Annotated in this window: 13 protein-coding genes; 5 read left to right on the forward strand and 8 right to left on the reverse strand. The window is 71.7% G+C overall.

The annotated features are described in order from the left end of the window. Window positions 1–4: 4 nt before the first annotated feature. Complete coding sequence (locus ABD366_RS07185; RefSeq protein ID WP_324771649.1) at window positions 5–379, forward strand: hypothetical protein; 375 nt, start codon at window positions 5–7, stop codon at window positions 377–379. A 28-nt stretch (window positions 380–407) separates the two neighbouring features. Here ABD366_RS07185 and ABD366_RS07190 read toward each other — a convergent pair whose 3' ends face one another. The 3 genes from ABD366_RS07190 to ABD366_RS07200 all read right to left on the reverse strand — a co-directional run bounded on the left by ABD366_RS07190 (window position 408) and on the right by ABD366_RS07200 (window position 3,312). After that, window positions 408–1,571: an FUSC family protein gene (locus ABD366_RS07190; RefSeq protein ID WP_324771650.1), complete on the reverse strand. Its 1,164-nt coding sequence runs from the start codon at window positions 1,569–1,571 to the stop codon at window positions 408–410. 168 nt (window positions 1,572–1,739) lie between these two features. Beyond that, a complete protein-coding gene (locus tag ABD366_RS07195) occupies window positions 1,740–2,603 on the reverse strand; it encodes a SigB/SigF/SigG family RNA polymerase sigma factor (RefSeq protein ID WP_324771651.1) in 864 nt (287 codons plus the stop codon). Between the two features lie 115 nt (window positions 2,604–2,718). Next, the gene (locus ABD366_RS07200) at window positions 2,719–3,312 is read right to left on the reverse strand and encodes a helix-turn-helix transcriptional regulator (protein ID WP_324771652.1); all 594 of its coding nucleotides are present in this window, start codon (window positions 3,310–3,312) and stop codon (window positions 2,719–2,721) included. 302 nt (window positions 3,313–3,614) lie between these two features. On the opposite strand from ABD366_RS07200, the gene ABD366_RS07205 reads away from it, so the two are divergent. Continuing rightward, on the forward strand, window positions 3,615–4,895 hold the full coding sequence (locus ABD366_RS07205) for a YeeE/YedE family protein (protein WP_324771653.1): 1,281 nt from the start codon (window positions 3,615–3,617) through the stop codon (window positions 4,893–4,895). A 72-nt stretch (window positions 4,896–4,967) separates the two neighbouring features. On the opposite strand, the gene ABD366_RS07210 is transcribed toward ABD366_RS07205, so the two are convergent. The 3 genes from ABD366_RS07210 to ABD366_RS07220 form a co-directional block, all read right to left on the reverse strand. Beyond that, a complete protein-coding gene (locus tag ABD366_RS07210) occupies window positions 4,968–5,552 on the reverse strand; it encodes a TetR/AcrR family transcriptional regulator (RefSeq protein ID WP_344441299.1) in 585 nt (194 codons plus the stop codon). After that, entirely contained in the window at window positions 5,549–7,150 is a 1,602-nt protein-coding gene (locus tag ABD366_RS07215; RefSeq protein WP_324770581.1) for an MFS transporter, read from the reverse strand. The genes ABD366_RS07210 and ABD366_RS07215 overlap by 4 nt, the downstream gene beginning before the upstream one ends. Before the next feature lie 90 nt (window positions 7,151–7,240). Further along, a complete protein-coding gene (locus tag ABD366_RS07220; protein WP_324770580.1) occupies window positions 7,241–10,252 on the reverse strand; it encodes a 3-keto-alpha-glucoside-1,2-lyase-like domain-containing protein in 3,012 nt (1,003 codons plus the stop codon). 302 nt (window positions 10,253–10,554) lie between these two features. Between ABD366_RS07220 and ABD366_RS07225 the strand changes: the two genes are divergently transcribed. Both ABD366_RS07225 and ABD366_RS07230 read left to right on the forward strand, forming a co-directional pair. Then, window positions 10,555–11,376, forward strand: a complete 822-nt coding sequence (locus ABD366_RS07225; RefSeq protein WP_324770578.1) for a DUF1206 domain-containing protein — start codon at window positions 10,555–10,557, stop codon at window positions 11,374–11,376. Between the two features lie 203 nt (window positions 11,377–11,579). Further along, on the forward strand, window positions 11,580–11,948 hold the full coding sequence (locus ABD366_RS07230; protein ID WP_324770577.1) for a DoxX family protein: 369 nt from the start codon (window positions 11,580–11,582) through the stop codon (window positions 11,946–11,948). A gap of 46 nt (window positions 11,949–11,994) precedes the next feature. Here the strand turns inward: ABD366_RS07230 and ABD366_RS07235 are convergent, their stop codons facing one another. Next, the gene (locus tag ABD366_RS07235; protein ID WP_324770576.1) at window positions 11,995–12,888 is read right to left on the reverse strand and encodes a LysR family transcriptional regulator; all 894 of its coding nucleotides are present in this window, start codon (window positions 12,886–12,888) and stop codon (window positions 11,995–11,997) included. Window positions 12,889–13,033: 145 nt separating this feature from the next. Between ABD366_RS07235 and ABD366_RS07240 the strand changes: the two genes are divergently transcribed. Further along, a complete protein-coding gene (locus ABD366_RS07240) occupies window positions 13,034–14,272 on the forward strand; it encodes an MFS transporter (RefSeq protein ID WP_324770575.1) in 1,239 nt (412 codons plus the stop codon). 13 nt (window positions 14,273–14,285) lie between these two features. On the opposite strand, the gene ABD366_RS07245 is transcribed toward ABD366_RS07240, so the two are convergent. Next, window positions 14,286–15,326, reverse strand: a complete 1,041-nt coding sequence (locus tag ABD366_RS07245; protein ID WP_324770574.1) for a LacI family DNA-binding transcriptional regulator — start codon at window positions 15,324–15,326, stop codon at window positions 14,286–14,288. Window positions 15,327–15,329: the final 3 nt, after the last annotated feature.

The following is a 15,329-nucleotide window of genomic DNA, read 5'->3' on the forward strand; positions in this document are numbered from 1 at the left end:
ACGTATGAACGCCGCTCCCACCGACCACCCGGTCACCGTGACCCTGAGCGACTGCACGGACGACGACGCCCGTCGTGTGCTGTCGTTCCTCGCCGCGGAGTTCTCCGACCGCTCCCCCACCCAGGACACGCCCGGCTCCGACAGCACGAACACCACGGTCTGGACGGCCGAGCTCGACGTGGCCGGCGGCGAGGGGTCCGCATCGTCCGCGTCCCGGGCGGACGGCATCGGCGGTTCCGTGTCCCTGACCGCTCAGGGAGCGCCGCACGACGTGGCCACGGTGCGCAAGGCGCTGGAGGCGGCGTTCGCCGTCGAGGACGCGGGGTCGGTGTCCGGGGACCAGGAGATCGAGTGCCAGTTCCGGCTCGTCCCGCGGTGACCGGGGCTCGTTTCGGTAGGACAGGCCCTCAGGCGTCGGCGGTGTCCTCCAGGACGTCGCTGGTGTGCTGGAACTCCTCCATCAGGCGGGTGGCCTCCACGACGAGGACTCCGTACGGGCGGGAGGGGTCGGCCAGGGGCAGCTTGTGCTCGGAGGCGACGTCCAGCACGTTCTGCAGCGCCTTCTGGGCCACCACGGCCTGCTCGCTCATCCGACGGGCCTGGTCCGCGAGGGTGTCGCTGTCGAGCTCCGCGATGACGTGGGCGATGTCGCGCAGCCGCAGGGCGAAGTCACCGTAGGCCTCGAAGGCGGGGGCGTAGGTGTAGGTGTTCTCCGTCTCGCGCCACTGGTCGAGGCTGCGTGTCAGTGAGCCCAGCTGATGGACCGCGCGTTCCAGGGCGGCCAGGACCTGGCGGTAGCGGGTGAAGGTCAGATGGCCGCGGTGGGCGGGCAGCAGGCGGCGCGGGTTGAACGGCAGGCTGTTCTCGGCCGTGCTCAGCCCGGCCCGGGCCTCGCTCACCGCGCCCTGCACGCGCTCGCCCGCCGAGCGCCACTGTTCGGCGCGCTCGTCAGAGATGTCGCCGCTGCGCAGCCCGTCCGCCATGTCGTCCAGCAGGGTCTCCATCTCGGCGGCAAGGGTCCGCAGGCCCTGTTCGGCGCTGCGGTAGCGCAGGGGCGGCGCGACGCACAGGTTCACGACGAGGCCGATGCCGCAGCCGATGAGGACGAGCAGGACGATCTGTCCCAGCTGGAGGGCGCGGTCGGTGTTGGTGGTGGCCGCCGAGTAGACGGAGAAGGCGAAGAAGGCGGCCGTGGCGACCTGGGGTCCCTGCTCTCCCAGCGCCCGCGCCTGACTCAGGGTCAGCGCGATGAGGGCGACCACGACGAAGGCGAACAGATCGGGTCCCGCGACGAAGCCGATCGCCGCCTGGACCGCCACGCCGACGACGACCGCGGCGACGTAGCGGAGGGTCTGCCACAGCGACCTGTGGATCGTGACGTGCATGGTCAGCACCGCGGAGAACGGCGCGAACGCCGGTGACTGGGCGTGGATGAGGTCGTGGGCGACCCACCACGCCAGCGTCGCCGCCAGCACACTCTTGCCGACCCGGAGAACCGTCTGCCGCTCATGCCCGGACGAGCGCCACGCCCGCGTCAGCCATGCCCCGCCTTTTAGCAACCGACCCACCACGTGCCCTCGCTGTCCTTTCCGTGCATCGGTCCCACGAGTCGAGGACCAGGGCAGAACACGTAACCACAACAAGTGAGTCGAAACGGAGAGGAAGCGCACACAGTGGCGGCGGGTCCGGACATGACGAAAGCGCTGCCGGGGGACCCGCGGCAGCGCCTTCGAAGGAAGCTAGTCGGTGGCCAGCAGGCCGGCGCGGAGCTTGGACACGACACGGGTGATCAGGCGCGACACGTGCATCTGCGAGCACCCGAGCTCGTCGGCGATCTGCTGCTGGGTGCGCTCCTCGACGAAGCGCAGGTGCAGGAGGGTGCGGTCCCGCTCGTCGAGGTCCGCGATCAGCGGGGCCAGGGAGTGGAAGTTCTCGACGAGTTCGAAGGACCGCTCGTCCACGCCGATGAAGTCGGCGAGCATCGTGTCGGACTCGTCGTCCTGGCCGTTGACCGCCGCGTCCAGGGACATGGCGTTGTAGCCGTTGGCCGCCATCTGCGCCTGGGCCACCTCGGACGGCTCCAGCTGCATCAGTTCCGCGAGTTCGGCCGTCGAGGGCGAACGGCCGAGGCGCGAGCGCAGCTCCTCGGTGGCCTTCGACAGTTCGAGGCGGGCTTCCTGGAGGCGGCGCGGGACGTGCACGGCCCAGGACGTGTCACGGAAGAAGCGCTTGATCTCGCCCGTGATGTACGGGACGGCGAAGGAGGTGAACTCGACCTCGCGGGTCAGCTCGAACCGGTCGATCGCCTTGATCAGGCCGATCGTGCCGACCTGGATGATGTCCTCCATCTCCTGCGGGCCGCGGTGCTTGAACCGCGACGCGGCGTACTGCACGAGGGAGAGGTTCATCTCGATCAGGCAGTTGCGCACGTACTGGTACTCGTGCGTGCCTTCCTCGAGTTGGCCGAGGCGGTCGAAGAACCGCTTGCCGACCTCCCGCGCGTCCCTGGGCGCGATGGACGACGGGTCCGTGTATGCGCGCTCGACCAGCTCCTTCTCGCCCTGGGTGGCCTGGGGCTGTTCCTGCGCCGTCACGGTGATCATTGAGTCCCGCTCCTTGTGAATCGAGCTTGGCTGTAGTTCCCCGTAGCGCCGCGATTACCCGGGAACCGACCGCGCACACCTGCTACTTCGCAAACGCGTTCGCGCTGAGCATCCGTCACGAGGCCGGGCCCTTCACGTCGGTGTCGTTCTCACCGCGCTGGTGGCCGCGGCGGGCGTCCCGGTCGAAGACGCCGAGGATCTCGCACGGACCGCCGTCGGCGCCGATGGCGTGCGGGAGCATCGTGGGGAACTCCGCCGCCTGGTTGGTCTCGATCCGCAGACGCCGGTCGCCCAGGAGCAGGACCGCGGTGCCGGACAGGACGACGAACCATTCGTGGCCCGGATGGGCGCGCATACGGGCGGAGTTGTCGGGCGGCGGCTCGGTGATGCGCTGGCGGATGACCCGCATGCCGGGCTCCGCCTTGATGGGCCAGCGCAGCTGCCCGCGGGCGGCGTCGACCGTAGGGCTGATGACGACGTCGTCCGCCGCCGCCTCGACGAGTTGGTCGAGCGAGGTGTCCAGGGCCCGTGCGAGAACGACGAGTTGGTCCAGGGCCAGGCGCCGTTGGCCGTTCTCGATCCGGGACAGCGTCGACTGGCTGACCTTCGCGCGGGAAGCCAGCTCCTCCAGGGACCAGCCCTGAGCCACGCGCAGGGCGCGGATGCGCCCGCGCACCAGACTGTCCAGTTCCCCGTCGCCTTGCGTCATGAGCAACATTCTATGCACCAGGCGCAGGCCTGCGGCGCCGCGAGCCGAGCTTCGGCGGAGCACCCCGTCCACGGCTGTGTTCGCCATATGAGACGCGTTTATGACTTCCCATACAGGTCCTTATGGTGGTTCACATGTTCGGACCCGCTCGCCGCCTGACGCTCGCCCTCTTCGCGGCCACGCCGTGGAGCGTGGACGACGCGCTCTGTCGTCGCTGACGCCCCACACCGACGCACGCCGCAGACACCGCGCGCCGTCATCGCCGGTCCGACACTCCCCCCTCCCTGTTTCGGAGTACCCCCTTGACCACCGCTCCCCCCGCAGGGGCGCCGCCCCGGGCCGCCCTGCTCTCCCCCGCTCCCACGTCCTCCCCCGCACCTCGTGCCGAACCCGCGCCGCCGGTCCGGCGGGCCCCGCTGATCGGCGCCGGCGTCATCGGTGTGGCGCTCGCCGGGTACGTCTTCGCCGAGCACGGCGCGAAGCCCGGTGTCCTGCTGCTCCTCGGCATCGGGCTCGGCTTCGCGCTGTTCCACTCGCGGTTCGGGTTCACCTCCGCCTGGCGCCAGCTCGTCTCCGTCGGCAACGGCACCGGCCTGCGGGCGCACACGCTGCTTCTCGGCGCCACCGCGACGCTCTTCGCGCTGATCATCGGCACCGGCAGCGGCCTCTTCGGCGCGGTACCCGCGCCCAGCGCGGGGCCCATCGGCGTGGGGCTCCTGGTCGGCGCCTTCCTCTTCGCCATCGGCATGCAGCTCGGCGGCGCCTGCGCCTCCGGCACCTTGTTCGCCGTCGGCTCGGGACAGAGCACGATCGTGCTCACCCTCTTCGGCTTCATCACCGGATCGACCCTCGCCGCCTGGCAGTTCGGGCTCTGGAACGATCTGCCCGCTTTCGACCCGTACCTGCTCTCCGACCACGTCGGCTGGTTCGGTTCCTGGGCGCTGACGATCGTGGCGCTGGCCGCGATCTGGTTCGTCGCACGGGCCGTGCAGGCCCGCCGCAACCCGCCGCCGGTCGGCGCACCGCCCTCCGCGCGCGGCACGCTGGCCCGTACGGTGCGCGGTTCCTGGCCGCTGGCCGTGGGCGCCGTGGTGCTCGCGCTGCTGGGCGCCGGCGTGCTGCTCGTCTCGGGCGGCCCCTGGGGCATCACGAGCGCGTTCTCGCTGTGGGGCTCGAAGATCGTGGGGGCGCTCGGCGGATCGCCAGAGGCCTGGACGTACTGGCAGCAGCCGGGCAGCGCGGCCCAGTTGTCGGGGCCGGTGCTCGCCGACAAGAACAGCCTCACCGACATCGGCATCATGGTCGGCGCGGCCGTCGCCGCCGCCGCGGGCGGTGTCTGGAAGCTGCACCGCGGCATCCCCGCCCGGACGGCGCTCGCCGCGGTCCTCGGCGGTGTCCTGATGGGAGTCGGGGCGCGCCTCGCGGGCGGCTGCAACATCGGCGCCTATCTCGCGGGCATCGCCTCGGGCTCCCTGCACGGCTGGATCTGGGGCGCCGTCGCCATCCTCGGCACCTGGGCGGGGCTGCGGCTGCGGCCACTGTTCGGCCTCGGCAACCCCAAGCCGACGGACAGCGTCTGCTGACCCACGGAACAGCGTTTGCTGATCCACGGACGCGCGGTCCGGTGATCCACGGACGCGCGGTCCGGGCGGCGCTCAGGCGCCGCCCGCGTACATCTCCATGAGGATGTCGACGACCTCGCCGACCTCCGCCCCGGCCAGGTCGTCGAACGCCCCGGAGTGCCGGGCGAGCAGCACTCCGGCGACCGCCGCGACCATCACGTCGGCCCGCAGTCCGGGCCGGTCGCGGCCCTCGCGGACGAAGCGCTCGCGGAGCGGTTCCACCAGGCGCGCCTGGAGCGCCGCGCGCGTGGCGTCCTGCGCGCCCTGCTCGCTCAGCGGCTGGACCGCGACGCGCAGCAGCGGTACGGGTCCGCGCCGCTCGGCCCGCTCGGCGACCTCGCGCAGACGGGGCTCGGTGAGCAGGTCGACCGGGGCGCTGTCGCCGTGTTCGGCCCGCAGCACCTCCACGTAGAGCAGGGCCTTGCCGCCGAAGTGACGGGCGATGAGTGCGGCGTCGACACCGGCCCGCTCGCCGATCTCGCGGATGGTGGTGCGGTCGTAGCCGCGCTCGGAGAACAGTTCCGTCGCCGCGCGCAGGAGTGCCTCGCGGCTGCGCGCGCCGCTGCGGGGCCGGTCCGTCGCGCCGCTGCGGGGCCGCTCGGACGTGGGGCCGGTCACGGGCGGCTCGGCTCGGTGCTCGCCCCGGCCGCGGCGCTCTGCCCGGCCGCGACGACCGAAGGCCGGGCCCGCACGCCGACGCGGGTCAGCACGACGGCGAGGACGCCGGTGATCAGGAACGCGGCACAGCCGACGAGGCCCGCGCTGCGGTAGCCGTCGTTGGTGGGCAGCGCGGCGCCTGGGGCGGTGTGGGCCTGGAGGACGACCGCGCTGAGGGCGCTGCCGGTCGAGTATCCGATGTACTTCACGACCTGATTGAAGCTCATCGCGCTGCCCGTCTCCGCGGCGGGCACGCCGCCCACGATCAGGCCCGGGGTGACGGCGAACGTCACGCCCACGCCGAGTCCGGCCAGGGCCATCATCACGCCGATGCCCCACAGGCTGGAGCGGGCGAGCAGGAAGCAGACGAGGCCGGCCAGCGAGAGCAGGCAGCCGAGCGGCAGCATGCGGGCGGGCGTGGCGGCGGCGCCCATGACGCGGACCAGCCGTCCGGTGAGCAGGCTGGCCGCGGAGAACGGGACGAGCAGCAGGCCGGTGACGACGATGGACGCGCCGAAGCCGTACCCGGCGGCCTCCGGGGTCTGCACGTACCGGGTGACCAGGGCGATCAGGAGGTAGGTACCGACGCCGCCGACCATCGTGGTCAGGTTGGCGACGAGCACGCCCCGGTCCTTGACGAGGCTCACACGGACCAGCGGATGGGTGGAACGCAGCGAGTGCAGCACCCAGCCGGCGAGCAGGAGGACGGCGGCGAGGGCCAGCGCCAGCAGGGACGGCGAGCTCCAGCCCCAGCGCTCCCCCTCCGCGAGGCTCAGGAGCAAGGCCGCCATGCCGCCGGCCAGCAGCAGCGCGCCGGGCACGTCCATGGGCGTGGTGGGACGGTGCGGCGGCGCGGGCACGACGATCACGGTGGCGACGAACGCGGCGACGGCTGTGGCGAGCGCGAACCAGAACCCGGCGTACATGCCGAGGTACTCCGCGAACAGTCCGGTGATGGGATAGCCGAGGCCGATGCCCGCCGCGGTGGTCAGGGAGAGGGTCGCGACGGCCGAGCGCGCCTTGTGGGGCGGCAGCGCGTCACGGGCGGTGGCGATGGCGAGCGGGACGAGGCCCATGCCGACGCCTTGCAGGGCGCGGCCGGCGAGCAGGCAGGCGAACCCGATCGGCAGGGCCGCCAGCAGGCTGCCCGCCATGACGGCGCCGAGACCGGTGAGGATGACGCGCTTGCGGTGTGGCCCGTCGCCCAGGCGCCCCATGACCGGGGTGGCGATGGCGCCGACCAGCATCGTCACGGTCAGCGCCCACTGCGCGCTGGAGAGCGCGACGTGGTTCTCAGCGGCGATCGTGGGGATCAGCGGTGCGCCGAGGCTGCTGACCACGGCGACGAGCATGCCGAGCGAGACGAGGACGGGCACGAGTGCGCCCGGGTAGCGGAGCACGACGGCTGTCGAGGCGGAAGGCGACGCGGGCGCCGGTATGGAGGGACGCAAGGTTCTCCCGTTCGTGTCATCGATAGCGATGTCAACGGTGGCGATGCCATCGGTGGCGATGTCATCGGTGGCGATGTCATCGGTGGCGATGTCATCAAGTGATGTCATCGCATGATGACAGGCGGGCGGCCCCTCCACCAAGCCCAAGAGGCGCGCACACGACACCGTGTGCGCGCCTCTCGGCCGTTCAGCTACGCGCTAGGTCAGCGGCGCCACCTCGATGTTGCGGAACCGCACCTTGTTGCCGTGGTCCTGGAGCCGGATCGCCCCGGCCGCCGGTCCTTCCGGCGCGCCCGCGCCGCCGGTCGGGCCATCGATCGTGATGTCGTCGTGGACCTTCTTGCCGTTCCACACCACGGTCGCCCGCGCGTCGGCGGTCTTGTTGCCGCTGTCGTCGAAGCGCGCCGCGCGGAACGTGATGTCGTACGTCTGCCACGTCTCGGGCGCCGTCGCGGCGTTCACGTCCGGCGCCTTCTTCTCGTAGATCGCCCCGGCCTCGTTCGTGGCGGGGGTCGTGTCGCCGTACGAGTCCAGGATCTGGAGTTCGTAGCGGTCCTGGAGGTAGATGCCGCTGTTGCCGCGGTCCTGGCCGGTGACGTCGTCCGGGAGCAGCGGGACGCGGAACTCCACGTGCAGCGTGAAGTCCTGGTAGGCGTCCTTGGTCCGGAGGTCGCCGCAGCAGACCTCCATGGACTTCTCGGCGGCGAGCGGCCACTGCGCGCTCCGCCCGTCGGGGTGCTGCCATCGGGCCTGGGAGGCGGCGGTGCCGTCGAAGAGGGCGACCGGGGCGCCGTGCGGGCGCACGGTGATCAGGTCGAGGTTGACGTGGCCCGCGTCGCCGGTGTCGAAGCGGTAGGCGACGGTGTTCTTGCCCGCGCGCAGCTTGACGCGTTCGGTCTTCGTCGACCAGCTGTCCCAGGTGCCGGTCGAGGGGAGCGAACTCTGGCGCAGCTTCTGCCCGTTGGCGTACAGGGAGAGGGACTTGGTGCCCTGGTAGGGGTTGGGGCCGTTGGAGTAGCGCAGGTTCACGTCGTACTCGCCGGCCTTGGGAACCGTCACGTCGAAGGTCGTGGCGGCCTTGCCCTCGGTGTTGTAGCGGTCGACGAAGCCGCTGCCCGAGTAGCCGGTGTGGTCGGTGTGGACCCCGGCCGTGCCGGTCAGGCGCGCCTCCTCCGCCTCGTACAGGGTGGCGGCCGGAGGCTGCTTGCCCGGCATCTCGTTCAGGGTGTACCAGGCCTCCGTGCTCCACAGCGTCTCACCGGAGGCGGACGCGAAGGGGCGCGGCGAGCGGACGTGCACGACGCGGTCCGGCTTGAGGCCGTCGAGCCGCAGCTTCACCGTGCGGCCCTTGTCGGCTAGCGTCGCCGAGCGGACGGCGAGCTGCTCCTCGGCGATCTTCGGGCCGCCGTAGTCGCTGGTCGGGGTGTAGCGCCACTGCTCTGCGGTGTAGCGCTCGGCCAGTTTGTCGGCGGTCTCCTGCGACACCGGCTGCGTGTACTCCAGGTCGAAGCCGCCGGGGACGGCGCGCATCTCCTTGATGTCGAAGGTGTTGCCGCCGTTCGGGGTCAGCTTCTGCAGGCCGAAGCGGAGCTTGCCCTCCTGGCCCCAGTTGCCGTCGGCGCCGAGGCCGCCCGCGTAGATCGCGCCGTCGGGGCCCATGGTGATCCGGTTGACGCCGGCCTCGAGCCCCTGGGTGTAGCGGAAGACGGCGCCCTGGTACTGGCCCTTCACCTTCTCCAGGTAGCCGCGCTGGAGTCCGCCGTAGGTGACGTCACCGAAGAGCATCTGGCCCGCGAACCGCCCCTTGGTCAAGTACAGCGGTGTACTGGGCGAGTTGGCTATCTCGTTCTGCGGCAGCCAGAGCACCGGCTGGGTGACGGGCTTGGAGTCGAAGAGGCCCGACGGCTCGGTGTAGTGGTTGAAGAAGCGGTCCTGCTTGATCTGGACGAGCTTGGAGGCGGGCAGCCAGCCGCCCTGGTTGTCGGCGGTGAAGATGGAGCCCTCGGGGCCCCAGCCGATCCCGTTCGGGGTGCGCAGACCGCCCGCGATCGCGTGGAGCTTCCCCGTCTTCTTGCTGATCTTGTACGTGGTGCCGCGGCCCGGTGCGGGCTGCGGAGTGGTGGTCGCGCCGCCGTAGTTGATGGCGACGGAGAGGTTCACGTAGAAGTAGCCGTCGCGGTAGAGGAGCCCGAAGGCGAACTCGTGGAAGTTCTTCCCGTACGGGAAGGCCGCGACCGTGCGGTACTCGTCGGTGACCCAGTCCTTGTCCGTGTCGACGAGTCGCGTCAGCTCGTGCTTCTGCGAGACGTACAGGGAACCGTCGACGTACTTGATCCCCATCGGCTCACGCAGCCCGCTGGCGATCTTCGTGACGCCCACCTTGGTGCGGTCGGTGTCACCGGTGACGTGGTCGAGGAGGTACACCTCGCCGGCCACGTTCTCGGAGCCGCCCCACGTGCTGAGCGCGAGGCGTCCGTCGGGCAGCCAGTCCATTCCGGTGACCTGCGGCTCGAAGCCGTCGGGGCGCAGATCGGTGAGGTCGAGGTCGGGGCGGACGTCGGTCAGCGGCAGTCCGTCGCCGGGGCTGTCCGTACCGGCCTCGCACTCCTTGCGGCCCGGCGCGGTGACCCGGACGACCCCGGCGTCGGTGCTCAGCGCCTCGGTCGGCACGACGCCGAAGTCGCTCGCGCCCGGCGGCTTCCACGCCAGGGTGAGCTGCTGTCCGCCGCCCGCCTCGAAGTAGTCGACGCGGAACGGGTGGAAGCCGGCGGTGAGTTGGACGGCTCCGTCCTTCGGTTCGGCGCCGTGCAGCCCGTCGTGGTCGATGACCTCGCGGTCGTCGATGGTGAGCCGGGAGCCGTCGTCGCTGGTGAGACGGAAGGAGTACGTACCGTCGCTCGGGATCACCAGGTAACCGCTCGCCTGGGCCGAGAAGTTGTCGGCGAAGCCGCCGAAGTCGTCGGTCGTGGACCAGTCCACGGTCTTCATCAGCTTGTCGTGGTTGGGGGTCTGGCCGGGTTTGAGCGTGCAGAGCTTGCTGAGCGGTACCTGGGTGTCGAAGACGCGCAGGGTGACACCGGGTTCCTGGGGCGGTATGTCGTCGGCGGCGGCGACGGACGGGGGCGAGACCCAGACGCCTCCGGCGAGGAAACCTCCGACGAGCAGCGTGGTGAGGCGTCTTCGGGCATGGCGGAACAGCCGTGGATGCATCGGTCCTCCAGGACGGGACCGGAGGCCGCCGGATCGCACTCCGGTCGAGCTATACGGATCCGCGGGTGCGCGGAAGGCAGGGCTCCTACGGTTGCGCCGCTACCGTAGGGGACTTCTGCTCAGCACGTCCATACTTTGTCATCAGTGAGTTCAAAGTCCCGCCGTGCGTCACTTCTCGCTCTCCGCGAACACTCCCTCCTCCCACCGCTCTGTTCCGCACGTCACCGCATGTAGCGGGCGAGCGGGGGAAGTTGTCGTCCCTGCGGCGGACCACGGGGGCGCCGACAGCACGAGGAGGGCATGTGAAAGCGATCAAGGGCAGGGCCAAGGCCCGTCAGGCAGCGAACAGTTCTGTCGTCGACACCGGCGCGCGCTGGGGCCTGGCCGCGCGCGGAGTGCTCTACCTGCTGATCGGGCTGCTCGCCCTGCGCGTCGCGTTCGGCGGCGAGAACCAGGAGGCGGACAGCAGCGGGGCGATCCGCGAACTGGCCCAGCAGCCGTTCGGCAAGGTCCTGGTGTGGGCCGTCGGCATCGGCCTGGTCGGCATGGCGCTGTGGCGGCTCAGCGAGGCGCTGTTCGGTTCGGCGGGCCCCGACGGCGACAAGCCGGGCAAGCGCGTGCTGTCGGCCGGGCGGTGTGTCTTCTACGGGTTCATGGCGTACTCCGTGCTGTCGTTCGCGGCCTCCGCCCGCAAGAACAAGGGCAGCGACGCGAAGTCGCAGGACTTCACGGCCCGGGCGCTCGACCTCCCGGCGGGGCGCTGGCTGGTCGGGATCGCCGGTCTGGTCGTCATAGGCATCGGCATCGGTGTCGGGGTGCGGGCCGCGCTGCGCAAGTACCACAAGCACCTCAAGAAGGCACAGATGTCGCGGCACGTACGCCGTGCGATCGACGTGCTGGGCGTCAGCGGCGGTGTGGCGCGCGGGCTGATCTACGCGGGCGCGGGTGTCTTCGTACTGCTCGCCGCCGCGCAGTACGACCCGGACGAGGCCAAGGGGGTGGACGGCACCCTGCGCGCCTTCGCCGGCACTCCGGCCGGGCCGTGGCTGCTGGCCCTGATCGCGTTCGGCCTGCTGCTGTTCGGCCTGTTCTCGTTCGCGCTCGCCCGCTATCGCCGGGTCTGAACAGCGGGGCGGGCGGCGCGGTCGGGCTGCCGCGCCGGGCGACACGACAGGTCGGCAGTCTGAACAGCGGGGCGGGCGGCGCGGTCGGGCTGCCGCGCCGGGCGGCACGACAGGTCGGCGCGGCAGGGCAGCCTCGACACCCTACTTACCAGTAAGTAAGATCGCGCGGCAGCTGTTCTCGTACCGCCCTTCGGGAGGCCCCCTTGCGCCGCGTCCGTTCGCCCCACGTCCTCGCCGGACTGCTGGCCGGTGCCGGGGTCACTCATTTCCTGGCGCCGAAGCCGTTCGACGCGATGGTGCCGCGGACGCTGCCGGGCTCACCGCGCGCCTGGACGTACGCGAGTGGCGCGGTGGAGCTGGCACTGGCGGCCGGAGTCGCCCTGCCCCGCACACGGGAGCGGGCGGCGACGGCCGCCGCCGCGTTCTTCGTCGCCGTCGCCCCGGCCAACGTGAAGATGGCGCTGGACTGGCGCGACCACCCGGCTCCGCTGCGGCGCGCCGCGCTGGCCCGGGTGCCGCTCCAGGTGCCGCTGGTGCTGTGGGCACGGAAGGTCGCGCGCGACGCGGGGTGAGCGGCGTTCGGGCCCGGTCGCGCGGTGTGTGACGCGCGGGCCCGGTTCAGCCCGGCGGCGGCACGAACTCCCGCAGCAGGTCGGTCAGCGCGCGGGCCGCGGCACTCTTCGTACGGTCGGCCACAGCCGCCAGGGAGAGCGGCCAGTGCAGGTCGGCGCCGGTCACCGGGATCACCGCGAGGCCGTGCGTGGTGTCGGCTAGGAAGCGCGGCAGCAGCGCGATGCCGAGCCCCGCGCGCACATAGTCGGCGCTGGTGGCGATGTCGGTGATCTCGATGGTGACGTGGCGCGGCACCCCGGCTGCCGCGAAGGCCCGGTCGGCGACCGCCCGGTTGCCGTAGCCGACCGGGCAGTCGATGAAGCGCAGCCCGGACAGCTCTCCGATCCCCACATCCGAACGCCCGGCGAACGGGTGAGCGGGCGGCACGACCAGATACAGCGTCGAGCCGGTCAGCGGCAGCAGCTCGATCCCCGGCGGGCGCGGCCCCGGATGGGAGACGAAGGCCAGGTCGAGGCGGCGTTCGGTGAGCGCCTCCAAGTGCCCTTGCGAACCGGTGGGCGAGACGCTGATCTGCAACTGCACCTCGGGGTGGCGGCGGTGGAACTCCCCGAGCAGGGCGGGCAGGTCGATCAGCCGGATCGAGGTCAGCGTGCCCAGGCGCAGGGTGCCGCGCAGCCCGCCGCGCACCTCGGCGACGGCGTCCGCCGCGTCCCGGGCCGCGTCCAGCGCGATGCGGGCCCTGGGCAGCAGGGCTCGGCCCGCGTCGGTGAGCAGCACCCGCTTGGAGTTGCGGTCGAGGAGCCGGGCGTCGAGCTCGCGCTCCAGAGCCTTCACCGCGGCGGAGACCGCGGACTGGACGATGTGCAGCCGGGCCGCGGCGCGCGTGAAGTTCTGCTCCTCGGCCACGGCCACGAAGTACTCGAGATGTCGGAGCTCCACGCCTTGACTATCGCACAGACAGATCGTTGCCAGCTGGAAGATTCGTTGGACGCGATCGCCGAGGAAGCGCACATTGGGATCTGTCCGGCAGACCCGTCCAGTTGATCTGTCCGGCAGACGGATCCCTTTCGATCGGAGCAGTGCCATGACCACGTCGACCATCCCGCGCACCCGGTTCTCACCGGCGCCCACCGGTTCCGCGCGCCACGGCGTCGGATTCTGGGCGGTCGCCATGGCGTTCCTGGTCGCCATGGCGTTCTCGACCGTGCCCACCCCGCTGTATCCGCTGTACGAGGTCCGGGACGGGTTCTCCACGTTCATGGTCACGGTGGTCTTCGCCGTCTACTCGGTGGGCGTCATGGTCAGTCTCGTACTGGCCGGGCACGTCTCGGACTGGGTGGGCCGCCGCAGGATCCTGGTGGCCGCGCTCGCCCTGGAACTCGTCGCTGCCGTGCTCTTCCTGTCGACCGCTGCCCTGCCCATGCTGCTCGTGGCCCGCTTCGTCACCGGTCTCGGCGTCGGCATGCTGACCGCCACGGCCACGGCGCATCTGCACGAACTGCACGCCGCGCACCGGCCCGGTGCCTCCGCGCAGCGGTTCGAGATGGTCTCCACGGCGGCCAACATCGGCGGTCTGGGCCTCGGCCCGCTCGTCGCCGGCTTCCTCGCCCAGTACGTGGGGGCGCCGCTGCGGGTGCCCTACGCCGTCTTCGTGGTGCTGCTCGTGCTCGTCATGGCTGCCCTCGCACTCGCTCCCGAGACGGTCACGGAGCCGGCGGACCGGCCGCGCTACCGGCCGCAGCGGGTGAGCGCCGACCACGGGGACCGCGCCGGGTACATCGCCGCCGCCGCGGCCGCCTTCGCCTCCTTCTCGGTGTTCGGTTTGTTCACGTCCATCGCCGCCGGTTTCGTCGGGCACACGCTCGGCCACCCGTCGCGGGCCCTGGCCGGCGGCATCGTCTTCGCGGTGTTCGGCGGCGCGGCGCTCGCCCAGACGCTGACCCACCGGCTCACGCCCCGCGCGAAGATGACCGCGGGTCTGCTCGCCGAGGGCGCCGGATTCCTGACGCTCGTCGTCGGCATGCACACCGTGAACCTCGCCGCGTTCCTGACCGGCGGCGTCGTCGCGGGCGTCGGGGCGGGCCTGCTCTTCAAGGCCGCGGTGGGCCGGGTCGTCGCGATGGCCGCGCCCGCGCGCCGCAGCGAGGCCCTCGCCAGCCTGTTCCTCATCGCCTACGTGGGCCTGAGCGTCCCGGCGGTCGCCATCGGGGTGGCCACCCTGTCGCTCACCGCCACCGCCGCGATGACCTGGTTCGCCGGGCTGCTCCTGGTGCTGCTCTCCCTCGTGGCGCTCCTCGACCGCCGCTCCCCCGGCGGCCGTTGAGCCGGCCGCGTCCTCACGTGGACGCGCGGACCACCAGCTCGGGCTCGAAGATCAGCGACGTCGGTTCCGTGCGCTCGCCCTCGATGTGCTCCTGGAGGATGCGGGCCATGGCCCTGGCCATCTCCTCGACCGGCTGCCGGACCGTCGTCAGCGGCGGGGTGCAGGTGATCGCGACGCTGGAGTCGTCGAAGCCGACCACCGCGACGTCCTGCGGAACGCGCCGGCCCCGCTCCCGCAGCACCTGGCAGACGCCCTGCGCCATCGGGTCGTTGGCGGCGAACACGCCGTCCAGGTGGGGGTGGTCCTCCAGCAGCCTGACCATCGCGGCGGCGCCGCTGTCGAGCGTGAACCCGCCTTCCGCGATGGGGACATACGGCATTCCGGCTCGCTCCAGCGCGTCCCGGAACCCGGCGAGCCGCTGCTGTCCGGCCGGCAGGTCCAGGGGCCCGGTCACCGTCGCCAGGCGGCGCCGGCCGCGGTCCAGCAGATGCTGCGCGGCCATCCTGCCGCCCTCGCCGTGCGCCAGGTCCACGTAACTGACGGGGGCGGGCAGCGCGGGCCGCGCGAAGCACACGGCGGGCACCTGTTCCCGGGCGAGCAGCGGTGGCAGCGGGTCCTCGGCGTGGGTGGAGACGACGAGCGCGCCGTCGGCCCTGCCCTCGCGCAGATACGCCAGCACGTCGTCCCGGGCGGGCCCGGACTCGGCGAACATCAGGACCGGGTGCATGGAGCGAGTCCGCAGGAAGGCGACGACGCCGCTGACGATGCGGCCGAAGAAGGGGTCGGCGAACACCCGCGCCGCGAAGGCGTTCTGGGCGCTCTCGTCCTCCTCGCCCGCACCGGACACCACGAGGGCGATGGTCTCCGCACGCCGGGTGACCAGGGAACGGGCCGCCCTGTTGGGGGTGTAGCCGGTGCGCCTGATCGCCGCGCGCACCGTCTCGCGGATGGCGGGGTCCACGCTGGGGACCTCGTTGATCACCCGGGACACGGTCGCGCGTGAGACCCCCGCCTCACGCGCGACATCCTCCAGCGTCAGGGACTGTCGTTGCATGCG

Origin of the sequence: Streptomyces kunmingensis (genome assembly GCF_039533535.1) — a bacterium.
In the GTDB taxonomy this organism is placed as follows: domain Bacteria; phylum Actinomycetota; class Actinomycetes; order Streptomycetales; family Streptomycetaceae; genus Streptomyces; species Streptomyces kunmingensis.

Coding starts and splice junctions, on each gene's coding strand:
- ABD366_RS07185 (WP_324771649.1), top strand. CDS start 5: ATGAACGCCGCTCCCACCGACCACCCGGTCACCGTGACCCTGAGCGAC.
- ABD366_RS07195 (WP_324771651.1), bottom strand. CDS start 2,603: ATGATCACCGTGACGGCGCAGGAACAGCCCCAGGCCACCCAGGGCGAG.
- ABD366_RS07200 (WP_324771652.1), bottom strand. CDS start 3,312: ATGACGCAAGGCGACGGGGAACTGGACAGTCTGGTGCGCGGGCGCATC.
- ABD366_RS07215 (WP_324770581.1), bottom strand. CDS start 7,150: ATGACATCACTTGATGACATCGCCACCGATGACATCGCCACCGATGAC.
- ABD366_RS07220 (WP_324770580.1), bottom strand. CDS start 10,252: ATGCATCCACGGCTGTTCCGCCATGCCCGAAGACGCCTCACCACGCTG.
- ABD366_RS07240 (WP_324770575.1), top strand. CDS start 13,034: ATGACCACGTCGACCATCCCGCGCACCCGGTTCTCACCGGCGCCCACC.
- ABD366_RS07245 (WP_324770574.1), bottom strand. CDS start 15,326: ATGCAACGACAGTCCCTGACGCTGGAGGATGTCGCGCGTGAGGCGGGG.